The following is an 18992-nucleotide window of genomic DNA, read 5'->3' on the forward strand; positions in this document are numbered from 1 at the left end:
ACAAGCTTGGACCAGACCCGTTATCGTTCCGTTATCTCCCGTGAGTGCGTCACGAGGTCAGTTCTGCTGCCCCAGATGGGCGGTGAAGCTGAACCGGTCCCCCCGGTAGAGCGTCCGGACCCGCTCCAGCGGCCGCCCCGCCGTGTCCCGGGAGACCCGGTGGATCAGCAGCATCGGCAGGGCGGGCGGCGTGCCGATGAGCAGGGCCTCGCGCGGGGTCGCGAGGACGGTCTCGATGCGTTCGTCGGCGTCGCCGAACGAGATGCCGAGCCGGTCGTGGAGGTACGCGTAGAAGGAGGAGTCCGGGTCGAACTCGCTGTCCAGGCGCGGGGCGCGGGCCTCGGAGACGTACGTGCTCTCCAGCCCGACCCGCTCGTCGTCGGCGAGCAGCACCCGCTCCATGTGCCAGACGGGCTCGCCGCGTTCGGCGCCGACCTCGGGGGCGAGCGCCTCCGGGCAGGGGAAGCGGTCGAGCGAGATCAGGCTGCGGCCGGGGCGGCGGCCCTGGCGGCGCACGCCCTCCGTGTAGCTGGCGAGCGACAGGGGCTGCTCCAGCTTGGGCCCCGCGACGACCGTGCCCCGGCCCTGGCGGCGCAGCCGCCCCTCCAGGAGGAGTTCGCGCAGCGCCTGCCGGACGGTCTCGCGGGACACCTCGTACCGGACGGCGAGATCGCGCTCGGTCGGCAGCAGCCCGCCCTCCCCCAGCTCGTCGACCATCAGGGCGATCTTCGCCTTGACGGCGTAGTACTTGGGGACGCGGCCGTGCTCGGGGATGCCGGAGCGGACGGGGGCGCCGGGGCTGGTCTGGTAGTTCATCCGGGGATGGTCGCAGACGGGGATGAACGGGAAGGTGTACGGAGCATGGCTCAGCGGCGCCGGGGGCGCCGGGCGGCCCTGAAGAGGAGGGCGCCGAGCAGCACCAGGCCGGCCGCGAGCGGCACGAGGACCCGCGCGTACGCCTCGGACTCCCGCCCGGTGCTGGCCAGTTCGGGGTCTCGTACGGGATCCCGTACGGGGTCGCGGGTGGGGCTCGCGGAGGCCTCGGCACGCCCCGTGACGGACGGGGTCGGGACCGGCGGGCGGGCCGTCCCGGGCGGCGCGGAGGGGTCGGGTGTGTCAGGTGCGGTGGGGGTGCCGGGCTCGGCGGGGCCCACGGTCAGGCGGTAGTCGCCGGACTCGCCGACCCAGTCGCCGTCCTCGCCCCGGCGCTGCACGACCGCCGCGTTGACGACGACCTCGTCGGGCGCCGTCTCCCGCGCGAACGTCAGGCGTACGGGGACGGTGACCGTCCGGCCCGCGGGCACCGCGAAGCCGCCGAAGCCGGTGAACGCGCCCACGTTCTCCGCCTCGTCGGTCGCCTCGAAGGCCACCGGGCGCCAGCGCGCCGACCCGGCGTCGTAGAACTCGAACCGGATCTGGTCCGGGCGCAGGACCCGGTCCCGGTCGGTGAGGACGAGCACCGGGTGGACGCCCGAACAGGGGGCGTCGGTGGTGTTGGTGAGGTCGAGCTTCCAGTCCTGGAAGGGCCCGCCCGCGGGATAGTCGGCCGGCCCGCCGTGGATCCGGGTGTCCAGCGGGAAGCCGCCGTCTGCCGGGGTCTCGCAGGTGGGGGCGGGCGGGTCGGGCGCGGGGGCGGCGAGAGCCGGGGCGGCGATCGCGAGGGGACCCGCGACGGCGGTGGCCACGGTCAGTGCGCGAACGCCGCTCAGGCGCCGGGAGGCGGTTGCCATGGGCGGGTGCCTTTGCTGCTCGGACGGGCCCTGAGGGCGTGGGGACGCCGGTGACGCTGCCACGCGGGAGGGGGCGGGCGGGGCAGCGACACCGGGGGGACACCCGTGGGGACCGACAGATCCGCCTGATCGGCCTACCGTCTGACGATCGGATCTTCTCCGGTCGCTTTTCGAAGACCGGTCACTTCCCGAAGACCGGCGCCAGGGTCAGCCACGCCGCGCCCTCCGCCACCGCGTCCCGTCCCGTGGCGAGGCCCACCGGGGCCGTCAGTCCCAGGCCGGTCAGGACCTCCCGCACCCCCTCCGCGAAGACCTCCGGCGCGGCGAGCACCACCCGGCCGCCCAGGAGGACCTGGTCGATGTCGAGGAGCCGGACGAGGTTGGCGGCGCCCGTGCCCAGGATCCGCGCGGCCTCGGCGAGTTCGCCGCGCCCGACGGCCGCGAGGCACAGGACCTCCAGGCAGCCGCGCCCGCCGCAGCCGCACGGCGGTCCGTCGAGCTGGACGGTCTGGTGGCCGAGCTCGCCCGCCCCGGTCCTGTCCCCGCGCAGCGGCGCGCCGCCGAGGACGAGGCCGGCGCCGAGCCCCGTACCGAGGTGGACGTAGGCGAAGGAGCCGGGGGCGGCGGGGCGGAGGGCGAGGCCGAGAGCGGCGGCGTTGGTGTCCTTGTCGAGGACGACGGGCAGCCCGAGGCGCGCCGCCAGCTCGTCCCGTACGGGATGCCCGGCCCACTCGGGGAAACCGGTCACCCGGCCCGGCACCCCGGCCCGGTGGTCGAGCGGACCGGGCATGGCGACGCCGACACCGAGAACGGCGACACCGGGCGGGAGGGCCCCGCCCGACGGGGTCGCACCGCCCGATGAGGGCACCCTGCCCGACGGGACCGCGCCGCCCGATGCGGGCACCCCGCCCGACGGGACCGCCCCGCCCGATGAGGGCACCCCGCCCGACGGGACCGCCCCGCCCGATGAGGGCACCCCGCCCAATGGGGGCACCCCGCCCAATGGGACCACCCCGCCCGATGGGACCACCCCGCCCGACGAGGCCGCGCCGGGCGGGACCGCCCCCAGCAGTGCCCGTACCTCCTCCGTCACCGCGTCCAGGACCGGACCGGCGCCCGCGCCCAGGTCCAGGGGGCGGCGGCGCACCTCCAGGGGGGTGCCCGCGAGGTCGGTCAGGAGGGAGGTGAGCTCGTCGCGGTCGAGGTGGACGCCGACGGCGTACGCGGCGGAGGGGGTGAGGCGCAGGACCGTGCGGGGCTTGCCGCCGGTCGAGGCGCGGTGGCCGGCCTCCGCGGCGAGGCCCTCGGCCCGGAGCCGGGCGGTGATCTTGCTGACGGCCTGCGGGGTGAGCCCGGTCCGCTCGGCCAGCTCCAGGCGGCTGATCCCGGTCTCCCCCGCCGTACGCAGCAGGTCGAGCACGTGCGCGGCGTTGGGGCTGCGCACGGCCGGCACCTGCGCGTTCTCTTCTCTCACACGCCCATTGTCGCCTCCGCTTGCACTTTGGCAACCGCGTTGCTTAAGTGGGGCGCATGACCGCCCCGCTCCGCGTCGGACTCGTCGGCTACGGCCTCGCGGGCTCCGTCTTCCACGCCCCGCTGATCGCCGCCTCCGAGGACCTCGCCCTCACCGCCGTCACCACCGGCAACCCCGAGCGGGCCGCCGAGGCCCGCGCCGCCCACCCCGGCGTCCGGGTCGTCGCCCGCCCCGAGGAGCTGTGGGAGCGCGGGGCGGAGGAGCTGGACCTGATCGTCGTCGCCTCCCCCAACAAGACGCACGTGGCCCTCGCCACGGCCGCCCTGGAGGCCGGCCTCCCGGTGGTCGTCGACAAGCCGCTCGCCGGGACCGCCGCCGAGGCCCGCGCGCTCGCCGCCCTCGCCGAGGAGCGCGGCCTGCTGCTCTCGGTCTTCCAGAACCGCCGCTGGGACAGCGACTTCCGGACCCTCCGCCGACTCCTCGACGAGGACGCGCTCGGCGAGGTCCAGCGCTTCGAGTCCCGCTTCGAGCGGTGGCGGCCGCGGCCCAAGGGCGGCTGGCGGGAGTCGGGGGCGCCGGAGGAGATCGGCGGGCTCCTGTACGACCTGGGCAGCCACGTCGTCGACCAGGCGCTCGTGCTGTTCGGGCCGGTCGTCTCGGTGTACGCCGAGTCGGACGTGCGCCGGCCGGGCGCCGAGGCCGACGACGACACGTTCCTCGCACTCACGCACGCGAACGGGGTCCGCTCCCACCTGTACGTGAGCGCCACCACCGCCCAGCTCGGTCCCCGCTTCCGGGTGCTCGGGCAGCGCGCGGGCTTCGTGAAGTACGGGCTCGACCCCCAGGAGGCCGCCCTCCGCGAGGGCCTGCGGCCCGGGCCCGGCACGGTCTGGGGCGCGGAGCCCGAGGGACTGTGGGGCCGGATCGGCTCCGGGGAGTCGCCGCTGACCGGCGGCGGCGTCCCGGTGGAGTCGCTGCCGGGCGACTACCCGGCGTACTACGCGGCCGTCGCCGCCGCGCTGCGCGGCACCGGCGAGAACCCGGTCACCGCGCACGAGGCGGCCGCCGCCCTCGACGTCCTGGAGGCGGCATTGCAGTCGGTACGCGAGGGAATTATGGTGCGGCTGTGACGGAAATAGACGAACTCGCGTCCCAGGAAGTCCGCTTGACGCTCCCTCAGTTCACTTACGAGGACGCGTGGACGCTCGGCGGCCTCCTCGTGGAGCTGGCCCGCGAGCGGAAGGCCCCCGTCGCCATCGACATCCGGCGGGGCGCGCAGCAGCTGTTCCACTGCGCGCTGCCGGGGTCCAGCGCGGACAACGACGCCTGGATCGACCGCAAGCGGCGGGTCGTCGAGCGGTACGGCGTGAGCTCGTTCCTCGTCGGAGCCCGCTTCCGGGCCAAGGGGACGACGTTCGAGGCCTCCTCCCGCCTCGACCTCGACCGGTACGCCGCCCATGGCGGTTCGTTCCCGATCGCGGTCGAGGGCGCGGGCGTGATCGGCTCGGTCACGGTCTCGGGGCTGCCGCAGGCCGAGGACCACGCCCTGGTAGTCGAGGGCCTGGAGCGGCTGCTCAGCTCATACGCCGCCGGCGAAGACGACTGATCAGCACCAGCGCGCCGCCGCTGAGGCCGAGGCCGATCGCGGTGACGCCCATGACGATCCTCCCGCTGCCGGCGCCGGTCTCGGAGAGCTCGCCCTGGGGGCCGTGGTTCTTCCCGTCGGAGTCGCCGTAGCCGCCCGAGTCCCCGTAGCCACCGGAGTCGCCGTATCCGCCGGTGGTGCCACCGCCGTTGTCCCCGCCGCCGTCGGACGACCCGCCGCTGTTCGAGCCCCCGCCGTTCGAGCCCCCGTTGGAGCCGCCGCTCGTGTGGTCGGTGGGCGTCGGGGTGGGGTGGGTCGGAGTGGGCGTCGGCTCGGTCGGCGTCGGGGTCGGCTCCGTGGGCGTCGGGGTCGGCTCCGTCGGCGTGGGGGTGGGCGTGGGCTCCGTACAGGACGGCAGGTCGCCGTTGAACGGATAGGCGTGGATCTCCTGCCCGCCGCCGCCGTTGGCCTCGGAGGTGTGGGTCAGGTTGCCGGTGGTGAAGAAGCGGCCGTTCATGCCGGGCATCGTCACCGTCGTCGTACTGGCCTGGTTGCCGACGAGCACGCTGCCCGCGAACTGGGCCGTGCCCTCGAACTTGACCGTCGTGGCGTCGGGGAAGTTCCACAGGACCCGCTCGCGCAGGCCGTCCGGCAGCTGGTTGACGTACGAGTCGACGGTCCGGTCCGCGCCGAGGACGTTGACGAGGACGGTCGCGCCGGCCGGGATCCTCTCGAAGCGGATGCCCTGCTGGCCGCCGGTCGCCGACTCCAGGTCGAAGTCGACGTTGAAGACCTGGAGCGCCGAGGTGCCGTCCCCCGTGAAGAGCGTCTCGTAGTTGTTGTTGACGGCGGTGCCGGTGGGGGTGCGGGAGGCGCCGTCCACGTACGCGTAGCAGTGGCTGGCGTCGGTGAGCTGTCCCCGCAGCGCCTTGTACGGGTCGGCCGCGGCGGCGTCGTGGACGGGGGCCGGGATCACCGTGCCGGAGAGGGTGCCTCCGTACCGTACGACGCCGTGGGTCGTGCCCTCCTCGGCGAGCAGGCGCTGCTGGGCGGCGACCGTCAGGTTCTCGCCGACGGTGAGGAAGTCGGTGCCGTTCTCGGGCGGGACGCGCGAGCCGACGCCGGCGACGCCCACGTTGTAGACGGCGGAGACGCCCGCCCTCTTGTTCTGGTCGAAGCCGCCGAGGACGACGACCTTGCCCTCGGCCTCGGCGGCCGCCCCGCGGACGAGGAAGTCGCCGCCGACGAAGACGTTGATGTTGTTGTCGCGGTAAATGACGGGGCCGCTGCCGTTGTCGTCGGGGTACTTCGTGGGGCAGTTGCCCGGCTTGCAGGGGCCGAGGCCACCGGGCAGCGGGTCGGCGTGGCCGGTGACGGCGAGCGCGCCGACGAGGGCGGTGGCCCCGATCGTGGACGCGGCGATGAGGGCGAGGCGGCGGCGGTCGCGTCGACGTTCGCGCGGAATTCTTTCCATATCGGGCAATATGCAAAAAGGGTACGAAAATGGCGACGCTCCACGCGGAGCGCCGCCACTTTCACACCCGTGCGGTCAGATGCGCACGGCCCGTACGGTCAGGCGCTCTTGAGCTCCTGCCGCTGCCGGCCGAGGCCCTCGATCTCCAGCTCGACCACGTCGCCGGGGCGCAGGTACGGCTTGGGCTCGGGCTGGCCCATGGCGACGCCCGCGGGCGTGCCGGTGTTGATGACGTCGCCCGGGTACAGCGTCATGAACCGGCTGACGTACCGGACGACCTCCGCGACCGGGAAGATCTGGTCCGAGGTGTGGCCGTCCTGCTTGAGCTCGCCGTTGACCCAGAGCTTCAGGTCGAGGTCCTGGGGGTCCGGCACCTCGTCGGCGGTGACGAGCCAGGGGCCGAGCGGGTTGAAGGTCTCGCAGTTCTTGCCCTTGTCCCAGGTGCCGCCGCGCTCGATCTGCCACTCGCGCTCGGAGACGTCGTGCGCGAGCGCGTACCCGGCGACGTGCGCGAGGGCCTCCTCGTCGGTCTCCAGGTAGCGGGCGGTGCGGCCGATGACGATGGCGAGCTCCACCTCCCAGTCGGTCTTCACCGAGCCGCGCGGCACGAGCACGGTGTCGTCCGGGCCGACGACGGTGTCGGCGGCCTTGAGGAAGACGACGGGCTCGGCGGGGGCGGCCTGGCCGGTCTCGGCGGCGTGCCCGTGGTAGTTCAGCCCGATGCACACGACCTTGCCGATGCGGCCGACCGGCGGGCCGACGCGCAGCCCGGCGGCGTCGAGCGCGGGCAGCACGCCGGCACCGGCGGCGGCCCGTACGCGGTCGAGGGCGGAGGCGTCGGCGAGCAGACTGCCGTCGATGTCGTCGACGAGGGCGGACAGGTCGCGGAGCGTTCCGTCCTGGTCGAGCAGGGCGGGACGCTCGGCTCCCGGCGGCCCGACACGCAGCAGCTTCATGGTCTTCTCCCTGTGGTCGAGGAGGGCCCGGAAGGGCCCTGAGGGTGCCCCGGCCGATGGAGTGCGGCCATCGGAGGATTGGTCGATCCTCCAAGACAAAGGTTCAGCCCGCAAGACCCCGTTCACACACTGGACCCTTACGCGGCGGTAACCGCGGTCGCCGCCTCGGGCGCGTCCCGGTAGAGGAAGGCCCGCTCGACGGCCGTCCAGGTGGTGCTGGTGACGATGTAGAGCGCGGCGGCCAGGGGCACGACGGCGACGGAGACCAGGGTCGCGAAGGAGAGCAGCGGCAGGTACCGGGCCATGCCCGCGGCCAGCCCGGCCCCCGGCTGCCCGGGCTCCACCGCGACCGCCGCGGGCTGCCGCCTGGCCCTGCGGTAGTTGTACGTGGCGACGGCGCCGACGATCGCGAACAGTGCGAGGTAGACGAGCCCGGCCTGACCGAGGACGCCGCCGTGGGCGAGGGCGTCGGCGTAGTGGTCGCCGAGCGGGGCGCCGAGGAGGCTGTGCCCGGCCATCCGCCCGCTGGAGAACAGGTGGTACATCAGGAAGAACGCAGGCGCCTGGAGCAGGCTCGGCAGGCAGCCGGCGAGCGGCGACACCTTCTCCTCGGCGTGCAGCTCCATGATCGCCTTCTGCATCCGCTCGGGGTTCTTGGCGTGCTTCTTCCGGATCGCGGCGAGCTGCGGGGCGAGCCGGGTGCGGGCCTTCTGCCCCCGGGCGGCGGCCCGGGAGAGCGGGTGGACGGCGAGCCGCACGAGCAGGGTGAAGAGGACGATCGCGGCGGCCGTGGCGCCGCCGGCGAAGAGCGGCTGGAGCAGGTCGGCGAGCCGCTCGACCAGGGATGTGAAGACGTTCAAGGGAGCCCTCCGTGGGGTCTCGTCGTGCCGGAAGCGAGGAATTTCGGCATGACGGATCCGCGAGAGGTACTGGTTGCTGCGCAGACTCCCTACGCGGCCGTCGGGAGGGGACGGCCGGGAGCACGGGGTCTCCGGCGCCCGGCGGCGTCGGGGTCGCGCTGGGGCAGGAAGGCGGTGCGCCGCTCCCGGTCGCGCATGGCGGTGCGGACGGCGGTGGGCGGCACGGCCGGGGCCGTGCGGGCGCCGAAGAGGGCGCAGACGACGCCGGTGGCGGCGAGGGCGACGGCGGCGGAGAGGCCGGCCCCGTCGGAGAGGAGCAGGTCGGCGAGGGCGAGGAGGAAGAACAGCGGCGCGGCGAAGCGCAGAACCAGGGTCCTGACCGTCATCCCGCCACCTCCTCCCACCGCGATGTCACCGCGATCTCGCTGCTGCCCCATCGCCGTCTCAGGGTGAGGACGCACGGGAAGGCGCGGAAGTTCCCCACCGGCCCAGGAGGCTCAGGAACCGCCCGCGTGCTCCAGCGGAACGAGCAGGCGGCGGGGCCGGAGGAACGCGCGGCTGACGGGATCGGCGGGGTCGGGGTCGAGCCCGGCGCCGGGCCGCATCTCGATGTCGGCGAGCGGTACGACGACGCCGCACGAGGCGCAGAAGTCGTACGGATCGAGTTCGGTGCCGCAGTCGGCGTGGTGGAAGTGGCGCAGCGGTACGCCTCCGGGGACCTCGGCCCGGCCCCAGGTGCCGAGCGCGCGCAGGACGGGCCAGAGGGCGAGGCCGCGCTCGGTGAGCACGTACTCGTCGCGCGGGGGCGACTCCTGGTAGCGCCGCCGGTCGAGGACGCCGGCCTCGACGAGGGCCTGGAGGCGGGTGGCGAGGACGGCGCGGGGGGCGCCGAGGTGGGCGAGGAAGTCGCTGTAGCGCCGGACGCCGTAGAAGGCGTCGCGGACGAGGAGCAGGGTCCAGCGCTCGCCGATGACCTCCAGGGAGCGGGCGATGGAGCACTGCTGCTGGGCGTAGTCCTTGCCGAGAGCCATGGCCCCATCGTACCGACGACAGGTTCGTTCACCGAACCAACCTGCTACGGTAAGTTCATTCACCGAACCGACGGGTGGAGGTCCCTGCCATGCCCCAGCTCGCCGCCACATCCCGCACCGCGCCGCCCACCCCCGCCGCCCGCCCCCGGGCGACCCTCGCCGTCACGGCCGCCGCCACCGCGGTCGCGCTGATGAACTACACCGCCCCGATGCTGACCCTCCCGGACATGGCCGCCGCGTTCGGAACCCCGCCCTCGGCCCAGGCCTGGCTGCTCAACGGCACCCCGCTCGGCCTCGCCGTCCTCCTCCTGGTGGCCGGCGGCCTCGCCGACGCGCACGGACGGCGCCGGGTCTTCCTCCTGGGCACCCTCACCCTCGGCCTCACCACCGCCCTCGGCGCCCTCGCCGGCTCGACGCTCACCTTCACCCTGGCCCGCATCGCCCAGGGCGCCGCGAGCGCCGCCGTCCTCGCCGGCAGCCTGGGCCTCCTCGCCCACGCGTACCCCGCGGGCCGCGACCGCATCAGGGCCACCGGCGTCTGGGGCGCCTCCGTCAGCGGCGGCATCGCCCTCGGCCCCCTCCTCGCGGCCGCCCTGAGCCTCGCCGACTGGCGCCTGGCGTACGGCACGCTGGGAGCGGCGGCACTCCTGACCGCGGCGGCGGGAACGCGGACCCTGGCCCGGGAGCAGAAGGCCTCCGGGGCACCCCGCCCGGACACGCCAGGAGCCCTGACCCTCGGCCTGGCCCTGACGGCCCTCCTCACCGCCCTGACCCTGGGCCGGGACGGCTGGCTGCGGCCCTCGGTGGGCCTCCTGCTCCTGACGGCGGCCGCCCTGACGACACTGTTCGTCCTGGTGGAACACCGGAGCCGCACCCCCATGATCGACCTGGCACTCCTGCGCAGGCCCGCGTTCCTGGCCTCGACGCTGGGGGCGCTCTTCACGGGCCTGGCGGTGATCGGCCTGTTCAGCGTGGTCCCCGCCCTGCTCCAGAGCAGGGCGGGCATGTCCCCCCTGACCTCGGCGGCCCTGTTCCTCCTCTGGTCCGGCACGGCGTTCGTCGTGGCCCTCCAGGCACGCCGCCTCGCGGGCCGGCTCTCCGCCACGTACCAACTGGCCGTGGGCTTCGCCCTGTCGGCGACGGGCGTCCTCGCCCTCCTCGGCGCCCTCGACGGCCCCTGGCCCCGCCTCCTCCCCGGCCTCCTGGCAGCCGGCGTCGGCAGCGGCCTCCTCAACGCGGCCCTCCCCCGGCTCGCGGTCGACTCCGTACCCCCCGAGCGGGCCGCCATGGGCTCGGGCGCCAACAACACCGCCCGCTACATCGGCTCCTCGGCCGGCGTCGCCCTGACCCTCGCCCTGCTGACGACGGGCCCGAACACGGCCCTGCTCACCTCGGCGGCCCTGGCCCTCACCGGCGCGGCACTCACCCTCGCCCTGGGCCGCAAGCGCCCCTGATCACCCCTCCGCCGACACGAGCTTCGCCCACACCACCAACCGGTAGGTGCTGGTGAACTCCGGGGTGCAGGTGGTGAGGGTCAGATAGGCCCCGGGAACGTCGTACCCGTACGACGGCTTGACGAGGGACCGAGGAACGGCCCGGATGACCCCGACATCACGCGGAGAGGTCGACCCCAGAACAAGATCGACCCGATAGACGAAGGTACGCGCCCGCGTACGCACGGAAATCTCGTCCCCACGCGCCAGCCGATCGACATGCCGAAACGGCTCGCCATGCGTGTTCCGATGCCCGGCAACCGCGAAGTTCCCCACCCTCCCGGGCCCGGCGGTCCCGGGATAGTGCCCCACATACCCCTTGTCGAGCACGGCCCGCTTGGAGACGCCCTCGGCGACGGGGACGACGAGCCCGAGCCGGGGGATACGGAGAACGGCGAAAGCGCGGGAGGAAGAAGGAACGGAAGGAGCGGAAGGCTCAGCGCCCTCCACCGCCCCCTCACCGGAACCGGCCACCGCCCCGGGCTCGGCCGCGGACTCGGCCACAGACTCCGACTCCGACTCCGGCTCGGACAGGGACTCGGGCGCAGGAGAGACGTCCCACTCCCTCTCCAGGACGCGCACCTCTCCGAGGGCCTCGGCGCGGGCCTCCCGATTCGTCCACCAGAGCTGATGGACGACGAGAAGCAGGATGAGAACCCCGCAGGTGACGGCGGTCTCGGCGCCCAGCCACAGCGCGCGGGCGCCCGTACGAGACCGTCCTCCCCGCTGGACGACCACCGGCACCCGTTCCCGCACCCTGGCCCGCATGCGGGGCACGATAAGCGCTGAGGTGCCAACTCTCCAGGCCCGTACAGCAGTACGGTGAAGGACATGCGCCCTGACACGCCTGCCGCCCACATCACCGAAGCCGAGCGACTGCTGCGCACGGCAGCGCAGTACCCCGGCGACCGGGAACCCCTCTACCTCCAGGCCGCGGCCCACCGAGAACTGGCGGGAGACCGCGAAGCCGCGACCGCCCTCTACGACACCCTCCTGTCCGGCGAACCGGCCGACCCCCACCTCATCAGGGCGCTGAAGGCCGCGAACCTGTGGGAGTACGGCCACGAGGCCGAAGCCCGGGCGATCATCGACGGCGTGAGACGCGCGAAGCCCACGGACGCGGCCGCATGGGAGATCACGGCGGAAACGCTGGAAGCGCACGACGAGCTGGAGGCGGCGGAGTCGACCCTGACGGAAGCCGCGACCCTCCTGGCGGGCCCGGAAGACCTCCCCCACGCCACCCGGTCGCTCCTCACCACGCGCCACCGCATCCGCCGCATGCTGGCGCGGGAACACGACGCCTGGGACGACCGCGCGGACCGCCTCCACACCGGCACGGTCCCCCTCGACGAACTCCACGACCCGAAGCGCCTGTGGTCCCTCGGTTCCTCCGACCCCGCCGAACTCCAGGCCGAGATCACCCGCCTCCGCTCCGAACTCGGCACCTACCGCACCGCCCTCTCCCGCCCCTTCCCGGTCGCGGTCCTCCACTGGCCGGAACGCGAACTGGACGAGCTCCTGGCCGCCTACCCGGAACTGGAAGCCGAGTACCCCACCTACCGCGCCCACCTGACAGACATCGAAGCCTCCCTCCGCGAACTCGCCGCCGCCGGCACCCCCAACCTCGGCATCGTCCGCGCCACCGTCCCCTCCTACGAAGCCTTCGCCGCCTCCGAATCCACCCACCCCTCCCACGCCGACCTCCTCCCCCAGTACGCCACCACCCTCGCCGCCCGCGGCCGCGCAACGGCGTGGCCGCCGGCCAGGACGGCCGAGTGCTGGTGCGGATCGGGACGGACGTACGGGGAGTGCCACGGAGGCGACGCGAGCTGAGCCGGAGCCACGGCGAGGCCGTGCCCCTCCGTCTCGAAGCCCACGGGAAGCGCGAGATCGGTACGGCTCGCGACCTTCCGCAGGACCTGCTGCCCCTTCACGTCGCACCCCGAACCGGCCGTGCGGGTGAGGTCTCCCGTCGCTCCCCGTACCCGGCAGCCGCAGAGGCCGTGTACGTCGCCGGCCGGCTCGACGCCGACCACACCCCCGCCGACGTCCACGAACCGATCGGCGACGGGACGCATCGCGCCGAACGCGCCCTGAAGGCTCGTGGCCGACTCCCGTACGCTCGAAGGGCGACCCAACGATCAGCCGACCAGGAAGGCCTCGCCATGCCCCGCATCCCCTCCCCCGCCATAGCCGCCGCCGGACTCGTCGGTGGGTACGCCGTCGCGCGGTGGACGAAGAAGAGGCCGCTCGGGGGTGTCGTGCTGGCTGCGGCTGGTGGGGTGGCCGCGCGGGAGTGGCAGCAGGTGGGCGGGGTCAAGGCCTCGGTGGGGCTGACGACGGCGTACGTCGCCGCCTTTGCCGGGTCTCACCCGCTCGCGAAGAAGATCGGGGCTTGGCCTGCCGTGTTCTCCGTCGCCGGGGGCATGGCGGCCGCGTCCTGGGCCGTCACCCGGGGGAAGTAGCCCCCCTCAGCCGCCCACCACTCGGCTCACCGTGTAGATCAGGAGGCCCGCCAGGGCGCCGACCACCGTGCCGTTGATGCGGATGAACTGGAGGTCGCGGCCGATGTTGGCCTCGATCTTGCGGGAGGTCTGGGTGGCGTCCCAGCCGGCGACGGTGTCGGTGATGAGGGAGGTGATCTCGTGGCGGTAGGTGGTCACCACGTACGCTGCCGCGTCTTCCGCCCAGCCTTCGACCTTCCCTTGCAGGCGGGCGTCCGTGGACAGGCGGGTGCCCAGGGAGATGAGGGAGGCGCGGGCGCGCAGGCGGAGTTGGCTGCGGTCGTCCTCGGCGGCGGCGATGACGAGGGAGCGGACGGAGGACCAGGCCGAGGCGATGATGTCCTGGACCTCGGGGCGGGCCAGGAGGTCCGACTTCAGGCGCTCCACGCGCGCGCGGGTGTCCGTGTCGGCCTGGAGGTCGGCCGCGAAGTCCGTGAGGAAGCGGTCGATCGCGCCGCGTGCCGGGTGGCCCGGCATGTCGCGCATCTCCGTCACGAAGCGGAGGAGCTCCTTGTAGACGCGTTCCCCGATGCGGCGGTCCACGAAGCGGGGCGTCCAGCCCGGGGCGCCGCCCTGGACCGCGTCCATCACCGAGTCCCCGTGGGTGATCAGCCAGTCGTGGGCCCGGGTGCAGATGAGGTCGACCGCCCGGTGGTGCGCCCCGTCCGCGACGACCTTTTCGAGGGTCTTGCCCAGGCCCGGGGCGATCTCCGCCGATTCCGCGCGGCGGGTGATCGCCTCCCCCACCACCGCCTGGACGTCCGCGTCGCGGAGGACCGTGAGGGCGCCCCGTAGCGCTGTGGACAGTTCCGCCGTCACCCGGTCCGCGTGGGCCGGGTCCGCCAGCCAGGCCCCCAGGCGGCGGCCGATGCCCAGGGCGTGCAGTCTGCCCCGTACGACGTCCGCCGACAGGAAGTTCTCGCCCACGAACGTGCCCAGCGACGCTCCCAGCTGGTCCTTCTTCGTCGGGATGATCGCCGTGTGGGGGATGGGGAGGCCCAGCGGACGCCGGAAGAGGGCCGTCACCGCGAACCAGTCGGCCAGCGCGCCGACCATGCCCGCCTCCGCCGCCGCCGCGACGTAGCCCGCCCAGGCGCCCCAGCCCTCGTTCCGCGCCCAGGTCGCCAGGGCGTAGACCACGGCCACCAGCGCCAGCAGTGCCGTCGCCAGCGCCTTCATGCGGCGGACGCCTCTGCTCTTCTCCTCGTCCGCCGCCGTGTACGAGAAACTCACCATCGACTCGACCTCCTCCGTCCCCCTACATCAGGGACTCCCGGCGATCCTCCCGAGTTCCCCCGTCCATCTTCGCGATCACCGCCTCGATGTCCGGCTCCCGCACCGAGAGGTCGAGCAGGGGTACGCGGCCGGCCGCCGACTCAGTCCGCCAGCTTGCGCTTCGTCGCCTCGGTGAGCGATACGCCCTCGTTGGCTGCCGCGTTCTTGAGCGCATCGAAGATTTCGACCTCATCGCCCTGGAACAGGAGGTTGATGCGTCGTTCCGGGCGGGTCGAGACATGGGTGTAGTTTTCCGGGGAAGCCCAGAAGCAGGACCTGCAGGTGTCCTCGTCCTTCAATTCCCAGTTGGGGCAGTTCTCGCAGGACCAGGATTTCGCGCGGTTGTCCGAGGCGCACAGCGGCATGAAGTCTTCTTGAACAAGTTTCGGCTTGTCGCCTGCTATGGCGAACGGGACACGATGGTCGCACTGGAGTTCGCGTTCGGAGAAGTCTCCGTAGCAGACTGCGCATTTACCACCATGAGCCCTCTTCAAGGCTTCACCGAATGCCTTGGGTATGACCACCCGCCCCGCGCCGTCTTCATTGGCTTTTCCGTTGAAGGCGTAGCTGGCCATGCGGCGACCGTCCGGGCCCTTGACCATGATGGTGACGACCCCGGCTCCCGCGTCCTTGAGGTCGCGCGCCGCACGTGGAGGGTGGCTGTAGCCCAGTTCGGCGAGTTTGCCCGTGGTGACGGCGCCGTATTCAAGAATGTAATCCCGCACCAAGGCGGCGCGCTTGGACATCTTGAGCTGCCGAAGCCAAGCGATCTGGTCGGCGGAAAGCACAATCGGATCTTTACTTGTCATTCCTTCACTATAGTCGAAGGAATCGAGCCGACCCGTCTTGCCGGAAAGGCTAAAAAAGCGATTCTTGAGCAGAAGATGTCAGATCGAGTCGCTTGTCGATCGCGTCGACACCCCCGAGGCGCTCCACGAGAGCCGGCGAGATGTACAGGGACTCGGTGGTCATCTGCTTCTTGCCCATGAGCGTCGCCTGCGCCGAGACGCCCGCGACCACGTGGCGGTGGGTCAGCCCCAGCTCCTCCGGCAGGGCGTACCCGTACTTGTTGTCGTCGGTCACCGCGTCGTACGAGACGACGAAAGACACTTTGTTGTCCACCGCCTGCTGGAGCACTTCCGCGAAGGGCTCGCGCTGCAGACCCTTGAGATAGCGGTGGTCGGGCACGCCGCTCGTCCCCTGGTACGGCGGATCCATGTAGACGAGTTCATCGGGTGCGGCATTGACCAGCGCGTCCTCGTACGTCGAGGTGGACACGGTCACGCCCTGCATGATGGCGGAAGCCCGGCCGATGCGCTCCGCCATGTTCGCCGGATTCGCTCCGAGGCGGCGGTGGTCGGCGCCCTGGTTGAAATCGCCGGTCTTCTGGCTGTAGCGGACGGCGGCCTTTACGCAACGGCACAGAAGGTAGAGCAGGATTTCCGGCTGCTTCGTGGCGTTGAACTTGTCGCGAGCTTCCAGGAAGTACGCGCGAGGGTCATCCAGCTGTTCGTTCCACAAGCGGGTGTACTCGGCGATCAGATGCCGCGGGTCCTCGATGATGAGCTTCCACAGCCCCATGAGCGGCTCGTTGACGTCCGAAATGAGAGCCGTCTCCGCGATTCCGTAGTGGCGCGCCGCGACAGAGATGGCCGCCGAGCCGGCGAACGGCTCCACGAGACGAGGCACTCCGCCATGCGGGAAGAGAGAAAGGATCTGGCTGGCAAGCGCTCGCTTGCTGCCCTGATACGGAAATGCCTGCGGGACACTCCGGATACCGGCAGCCTTCCAGGGCATCCGGTCATTCATGGGATCATCGACAACGCTCACCGGCACAGTCTACCTGATTCGGGGAGTCCCTCGGAATCCCTTACTTCGGCAGTATTGGACGTTCCCCTTCCGTCAATTCCACCCGTGCGATTAAAGCGGCGAATCTTATTTCACCGATCCGGTTCGCGCCGTATGAACCTCACCGTTCGCAAGGTTCCGCGCGGCAGCAGGCAGAGCACGACCCCGGCAGCACCCGCACCGACCCGGGTCCCGGCCCCACCCCGCCCACCCCGCGCCGTTTTCGCGCCACCCTCGGGTCGGTCGGGGGAGTTTCCACCGATTCCATGCAGTATGTGATGCCATGTCCCCTTCCTCCAGTACGAGCGGTACGAGCGACGACGACCCCCACCCGGACGGCTGGGAGCCGAGGGACCCCACCCTTCCCGGCCCGGTGGAGAGGCGCCGGCGCCCCCGTCGCGTCCTGCGCACCCTCCTCGGGCTCCTCCTGCTCGGCATGCTGCTGAGCGCGGGTGCCTTCGCCGCCGGCTACCTCCTGGTGGAGATCCCGCCCGCCAACGCCGCCGCCGTCGCCCAGTCCAACGTCTACCTCTACCGGGACGGCACCCCCCTCGCCCGCGACGGCGAGGTCAACCGCGAGAACGTCCGCCTCGACCAGATCCCGCTCACCGTCCGGCAGGCCGTCCTCGCCGCCGAGGAGCGCGACTTCCGCACCTCGCGCGCCGTCGACCCCAAGGCGATGGTCCGCGCCGCCTGGAACACCGTCACCGGCAAGGGCCGCCAGTCCGGCTCCACCATCACCCAGCAGTACGTCAAGAACTACTACCTGGGCCAGGAGCAGACCCTGACCCGCAAGGCCAAGGAGTTCTTCATCGCGATCAAGCTGGGCCGCGAGAAGAGCAAGGACGAGATCCTCCAGGGCTACCTGAACACCAGCTACTTCGGCCGGAACGCGTACGGGATCCAGGCCGCCGCCCGCGCCTACTACGGCAAGGACGTCGAGCACCTCGACACCGCCGAGGGCGCGTACCTCGCCTCCCTCCTCAAGGCCCCCAGCGCCTACGACGTCACCACCCACCCCGAGAACCGGGCCAAGGCCGTCGCCCGCTGGCACTACGTCCTCGACGGCATGGTCGGCGAGGGCTGGCTCTCCCCCGCGGCCCGCGCCGCCGCCCGCTTCCCCGCCCCGCAGACCGCCCGCGCCGCCACCGCCCTCTCCGGCCAGCGCGGCTACCTCGTCCAGGCCGTCGAGGAGTACCTCACCGGCCACGGCATCGTCGACGAGAAGACCCTCGCCGGCGGCGGCTTCCGCATCACCACCACCCTGGAGCCCACCACGCAGGAGGCCCTCGTCGACGCCGTCGAGAACCGGGTCGTCTCCCGGCTCGACCCGGCGAACGCCCCCGCCGACCGGTACGTACGGGTGGGGGCCGCGGCCGTCGACCCGGCGAACGGCAAGGTCCTCGCCATGTACGGCGGCGTCGACTACACCCAGCAGTACGTCAACAACGCCACCCGCCGCGACTACCAGGTCGGCTCCACCTTCAAGCCCTTCGTCTTCACGGCCGCCGTCCAGAACGAGGCCCAGACCCAGCAGGGCCGGCCCATCACCCCGTACACGATGTACGACGGCACCAACCGGCGCCCGGTGGAGGGCTGGGGCGGCAGCCCGTACGACCCCGCCAACGAGGACGACGCCAGCTACGGCGACATCAACGTCGGCGCCGCCACCGACCTGTCGGTGAACACCGTGTACGCCCAGATGGCCGTCGACGTCGGCCCCGCGCACGTACGGCGCACCGCGATCGACCTCGGCCTGCCCGGCACCACCCCCGACCTCAACGCCTCCCCCTCCATTGCCCTCGGCCCCGCCACCGCCAGCGTCCTCGACATGGCCTCGGCGTACGCGACGCTCGCCGCGCACGGCCGGAACGGCACGTTCTCGCTCGTCGAGGAGATCAGCCGGAACGGCCGACGCCTTGAGCTCCCGGCCGCCGTCCGCCGGCAGGCGGTGAGCCGCGAGGCCGCCGACACGACCACGTCCATCCTGCGGAGCGTCGTCGAGACCGGTACGGGCACGGCCGCGCAGGCCGCCGGACGCCCGGCCGCGGGCAAGACGGGCACGGCCGAGGACGACAAGGCCGCCTGGTTCGCCGGCTACACCCCGGAGCTCGCGACGGTCGTCGCGGTCATGGGCCAGGACCCCGAGTCGGGCGCGCAGGAACCCCTGTACGGGGCGCTCGGCCAGCCGCGCGTCAACGGGGGCGGGGTCCCGGCCGAGATCTGGGGCGCCTTCACCCGGGAGGCCCTGGACGGGACCCCTCCCCGGGACTTCGAGCTCCAGCTGATGCCGGGGGCTGAGGCGCCGCCGGTGCCGGACGGGCCGGGGAGCGACGGGTACGAGACGGGCGAGGCGGGACCGGGCGCGGCGCGGCCCTCCACCGGCGAGGCGGGGCCGGGTGCCGCGCGTCCCTCCGTGTCCGTACGGCCGCCCGGGGTCAGTGACCGCTCGTCGCCTTGAGCCCCACCACGGCGACGAGCAGCAGGCAGACGAAGAAGATCCGGGCGGCGGTCGCCGGCTCGCCGAGCACCACCATGCCGAGCACCGCCGCACCGGCCGCGCCGATGCCGACCCACACGCCGTACGCCGTACCGATCGGCAGCGTCTTGGCCGCCTGCGACAGCAGCATCATGGAGGCGACGATCCCGACGCCGGTGAACACGCTCGGCCACAGCCGCGTGAAGCCGTCCGTGTACTTCATGCCGATGGACCAGCCGACTTCGAGCAGACCGGCGACGATCAGCAGAACCCAGGCCATGAC

19 protein-coding genes and 1 pseudogene are annotated in these 18992 nt (G+C 72.7%); 6 read left to right on the top strand and 14 right to left on the bottom strand.

Annotation, left to right across the window (positions count from 1 at the left end; all coding sequences use genetic code 11):
* Window positions 1-57: 57 nt before the first annotated feature.
* The 3 genes from ACH4TP_RS30505 to ACH4TP_RS30515 form a co-directional block, all read right to left on the bottom strand.
* Window positions 58-816, bottom strand: a complete 759-nt coding sequence (locus tag ACH4TP_RS30505) for a GntR family transcriptional regulator (protein ID WP_398188725.1) — start codon at window positions 814-816, stop codon at window positions 58-60.
* A gap of 50 nt (window positions 817-866) precedes the next feature.
* Entirely contained in the window at window positions 867-1730 is an 864-nt protein-coding gene (locus ACH4TP_RS30510) for a hypothetical protein (RefSeq protein WP_398439725.1), read from the bottom strand.
* Window positions 1731-1911: 181 nt separating this feature from the next.
* Window positions 1912-3204: an ROK family protein gene (locus tag ACH4TP_RS30515; RefSeq protein ID WP_398439726.1), complete on the bottom strand. Its 1293-nt coding sequence runs from the start codon at window positions 3202-3204 to the stop codon at window positions 1912-1914.
* Between the two features lie 56 nt (window positions 3205-3260).
* Between ACH4TP_RS30515 and ACH4TP_RS30520 the strand changes: the two genes are divergently transcribed.
* Window positions 3261-4334: a Gfo/Idh/MocA family oxidoreductase gene (locus ACH4TP_RS30520; protein WP_398188719.1), complete on the top strand. Its 1074-nt coding sequence runs from the start codon at window positions 3261-3263 to the stop codon at window positions 4332-4334.
* Window positions 4331-4810 (top strand): heme-degrading domain-containing protein, encoded by a 480-nt coding sequence (locus ACH4TP_RS30525; protein WP_398188716.1) that lies wholly within the window; start codon window positions 4331-4333, stop codon window positions 4808-4810. The genes ACH4TP_RS30520 and ACH4TP_RS30525 overlap by 4 nt, the downstream gene beginning before the upstream one ends.
* Here the strand turns inward: ACH4TP_RS30525 and ACH4TP_RS30530 are convergent.
* From ACH4TP_RS30530 to ACH4TP_RS30550, 5 genes are all read right to left on the bottom strand, one after another.
* Window positions 4779-6263, bottom strand: coding sequence for a choice-of-anchor A family protein (locus ACH4TP_RS30530; protein WP_398439727.1), 1485 nt, complete (start codon window positions 6261-6263; stop codon window positions 4779-4781). The genes ACH4TP_RS30525 and ACH4TP_RS30530 overlap by 32 nt on opposite strands.
* Window positions 6264-6361: 98 nt before the next feature.
* Window positions 6362-7219: a fumarylacetoacetate hydrolase family protein gene (locus ACH4TP_RS30535; RefSeq protein ID WP_398439728.1), complete on the bottom strand. Its 858-nt coding sequence runs from the start codon at window positions 7217-7219 to the stop codon at window positions 6362-6364.
* Window positions 7220-7356: 137 nt separating this feature from the next.
* Window positions 7357-8079 carry a YidC/Oxa1 family membrane protein insertase gene (locus ACH4TP_RS30540; protein ID WP_398188710.1) on the bottom strand — a complete coding sequence of 241 codons (723 nt, stop codon included), beginning with the start codon at window positions 8077-8079 and terminating at the stop codon, window positions 7357-7359.
* An 89-nt stretch (window positions 8080-8168) separates the two neighbouring features.
* The gene (locus tag ACH4TP_RS30545; protein WP_389222306.1) at window positions 8169-8465 is read right to left on the bottom strand and encodes a DUF6412 domain-containing protein; all 297 of its coding nucleotides are present in this window, start codon (window positions 8463-8465) and stop codon (window positions 8169-8171) included.
* A 111-nt stretch (window positions 8466-8576) separates the two neighbouring features.
* Entirely contained in the window at window positions 8577-9110 is a 534-nt protein-coding gene (locus tag ACH4TP_RS30550; RefSeq protein ID WP_398188707.1) for a winged helix-turn-helix transcriptional regulator, read from the bottom strand.
* Window positions 9111-9199: 89 nt separating this feature from the next.
* Between ACH4TP_RS30550 and ACH4TP_RS30555 the strand changes: the two genes are divergently transcribed.
* On the top strand, window positions 9200-10564 hold the full coding sequence (locus tag ACH4TP_RS30555; RefSeq protein ID WP_398439729.1) for an MFS transporter: 1365 nt from the start codon (window positions 9200-9202) through the stop codon (window positions 10562-10564).
* On the opposite strand, the gene ACH4TP_RS30560 is transcribed toward ACH4TP_RS30555, so the two are convergent.
* Window positions 10565-11371, bottom strand: a complete 807-nt coding sequence (locus tag ACH4TP_RS30560) for a class E sortase (protein ID WP_389222312.1) — start codon at window positions 11369-11371, stop codon at window positions 10565-10567.
* Window positions 11372-11434: 63 nt separating this feature from the next.
* On the opposite strand from ACH4TP_RS30560, the gene ACH4TP_RS30565 reads away from it, so the two are divergent.
* Together ACH4TP_RS30565 and ACH4TP_RS30570 are read left to right on the top strand one after the other, a co-directional pair.
* Window positions 11435-12436, top strand: a complete 1002-nt coding sequence (locus ACH4TP_RS30565; RefSeq protein ID WP_398439730.1) for an SEC-C metal-binding domain-containing protein — start codon at window positions 11435-11437, stop codon at window positions 12434-12436.
* A gap of 332 nt (window positions 12437-12768) precedes the next feature.
* Entirely contained in the window at window positions 12769-13068 is a 300-nt protein-coding gene (locus ACH4TP_RS30570) for a hypothetical protein (RefSeq protein WP_389222316.1), read from the top strand.
* A gap of 6 nt (window positions 13069-13074) precedes the next feature.
* Here the strand turns inward: ACH4TP_RS30570 and ACH4TP_RS30575 are convergent, their stop codons facing one another.
* From ACH4TP_RS30575 to ACH4TP_RS30590, 4 genes and pseudogenes are all read right to left on the bottom strand, one after another.
* Window positions 13075-14343 (bottom strand): DUF445 domain-containing protein, encoded by a 1269-nt coding sequence (locus ACH4TP_RS30575; protein WP_398188695.1) that lies wholly within the window; start codon window positions 14341-14343, stop codon window positions 13075-13077.
* A 22-nt stretch (window positions 14344-14365) separates the two neighbouring features.
* Window positions 14366-14476: pseudogene (locus ACH4TP_RS30580) on the bottom strand (methionine ABC transporter ATP-binding protein); the annotation flags it as partial.
* Between the two features lie 7 nt (window positions 14477-14483).
* Window positions 14484-15191, bottom strand: a complete 708-nt coding sequence (locus ACH4TP_RS30585; RefSeq protein ID WP_389222320.1) for an HNH endonuclease signature motif containing protein — start codon at window positions 15189-15191, stop codon at window positions 14484-14486.
* Window positions 15192-15240: 49 nt separating this feature from the next.
* Window positions 15241-16212, bottom strand: a complete 972-nt coding sequence (locus ACH4TP_RS30590; RefSeq protein WP_389222322.1) for a DNA adenine methylase — start codon at window positions 16210-16212, stop codon at window positions 15241-15243.
* A 301-nt stretch (window positions 16213-16513) separates the two neighbouring features.
* Between ACH4TP_RS30590 and ACH4TP_RS30595 the strand changes: the two genes are divergently transcribed.
* Window positions 16514-18691 carry a transglycosylase domain-containing protein gene (locus ACH4TP_RS30595; protein ID WP_398188689.1) on the top strand — a complete coding sequence of 726 codons (2178 nt, stop codon included), beginning with the start codon at window positions 16514-16516 and terminating at the stop codon, window positions 18689-18691.
* Here the strand turns inward: ACH4TP_RS30595 and ACH4TP_RS30600 are convergent.
* Window positions 18669-18989, bottom strand: coding sequence for a DMT family transporter (locus tag ACH4TP_RS30600; protein WP_388848059.1), 321 nt, complete (start codon window positions 18987-18989; stop codon window positions 18669-18671). The two genes, ACH4TP_RS30595 and ACH4TP_RS30600, sit on opposite strands and share 23 nt — an antisense overlap.
* Window positions 18990-18992 lie beyond the last annotated feature (3 nt).

This window comes from Streptomyces sp. NPDC021012 (assembly GCF_044333355.1).
GTDB lineage: Bacteria > Actinomycetota > Actinomycetes > Streptomycetales > Streptomycetaceae > Streptomyces.

What these genes read in the sequence shown, in the direction of transcription:
- ACH4TP_RS30505 (WP_398188725.1), bottom strand. Translation starts at nt 816, where the DNA reads ATGAACTACCAGACCAGCCCCGGCGCCCCCGTCCGCTCCGGCATCCCC.
- ACH4TP_RS30510 (WP_398439725.1), bottom strand. Translation starts at nt 1,730, where the DNA reads ATGGCAACCGCCTCCCGGCGCCTGAGCGGCGTTCGCGCACTGACCGTG.
- ACH4TP_RS30520 (WP_398188719.1), top strand. Translation starts at nt 3,261, where the DNA reads ATGACCGCCCCGCTCCGCGTCGGACTCGTCGGCTACGGCCTCGCGGGC.
- ACH4TP_RS30530 (WP_398439727.1), bottom strand. Translation starts at nt 6,263, where the DNA reads ATGGAAAGAATTCCGCGCGAACGTCGACGCGACCGCCGCCGCCTCGCC.
- ACH4TP_RS30535 (WP_398439728.1), bottom strand. Translation starts at nt 7,219, where the DNA reads ATGAAGCTGCTGCGTGTCGGGCCGCCGGGAGCCGAGCGTCCCGCCCTG.
- ACH4TP_RS30545 (WP_389222306.1), bottom strand. Translation starts at nt 8,465, where the DNA reads ATGACGGTCAGGACCCTGGTTCTGCGCTTCGCCGCGCCGCTGTTCTTC.
- ACH4TP_RS30550 (WP_398188707.1), bottom strand. Translation starts at nt 9,110, where the DNA reads ATGGCTCTCGGCAAGGACTACGCCCAGCAGCAGTGCTCCATCGCCCGC.
- ACH4TP_RS30555 (WP_398439729.1), top strand. Translation starts at nt 9,200, where the DNA reads ATGCCCCAGCTCGCCGCCACATCCCGCACCGCGCCGCCCACCCCCGCC.
- ACH4TP_RS30560 (WP_389222312.1), bottom strand. Translation starts at nt 11,371, where the DNA reads ATGCGGGCCAGGGTGCGGGAACGGGTGCCGGTGGTCGTCCAGCGGGGA.
- ACH4TP_RS30565 (WP_398439730.1), top strand. Translation starts at nt 11,435, where the DNA reads ATGCGCCCTGACACGCCTGCCGCCCACATCACCGAAGCCGAGCGACTG.
- ACH4TP_RS30570 (WP_389222316.1), top strand. Translation starts at nt 12,769, where the DNA reads ATGCCCCGCATCCCCTCCCCCGCCATAGCCGCCGCCGGACTCGTCGGT.
- ACH4TP_RS30575 (WP_398188695.1), bottom strand. Translation starts at nt 14,343, where the DNA reads ATGGTGAGTTTCTCGTACACGGCGGCGGACGAGGAGAAGAGCAGAGGC.
- ACH4TP_RS30585 (WP_389222320.1), bottom strand. Translation starts at nt 15,191, where the DNA reads ATGACAAGTAAAGATCCGATTGTGCTTTCCGCCGACCAGATCGCTTGG.
- ACH4TP_RS30595 (WP_398188689.1), top strand. Translation starts at nt 16,514, where the DNA reads ATGTCCCCTTCCTCCAGTACGAGCGGTACGAGCGACGACGACCCCCAC.
- ACH4TP_RS30600 (WP_388848059.1), bottom strand. Translation starts at nt 18,989, where the DNA reads ATGGCCTGGGTTCTGCTGATCGTCGCCGGTCTGCTCGAAGTCGGCTGG.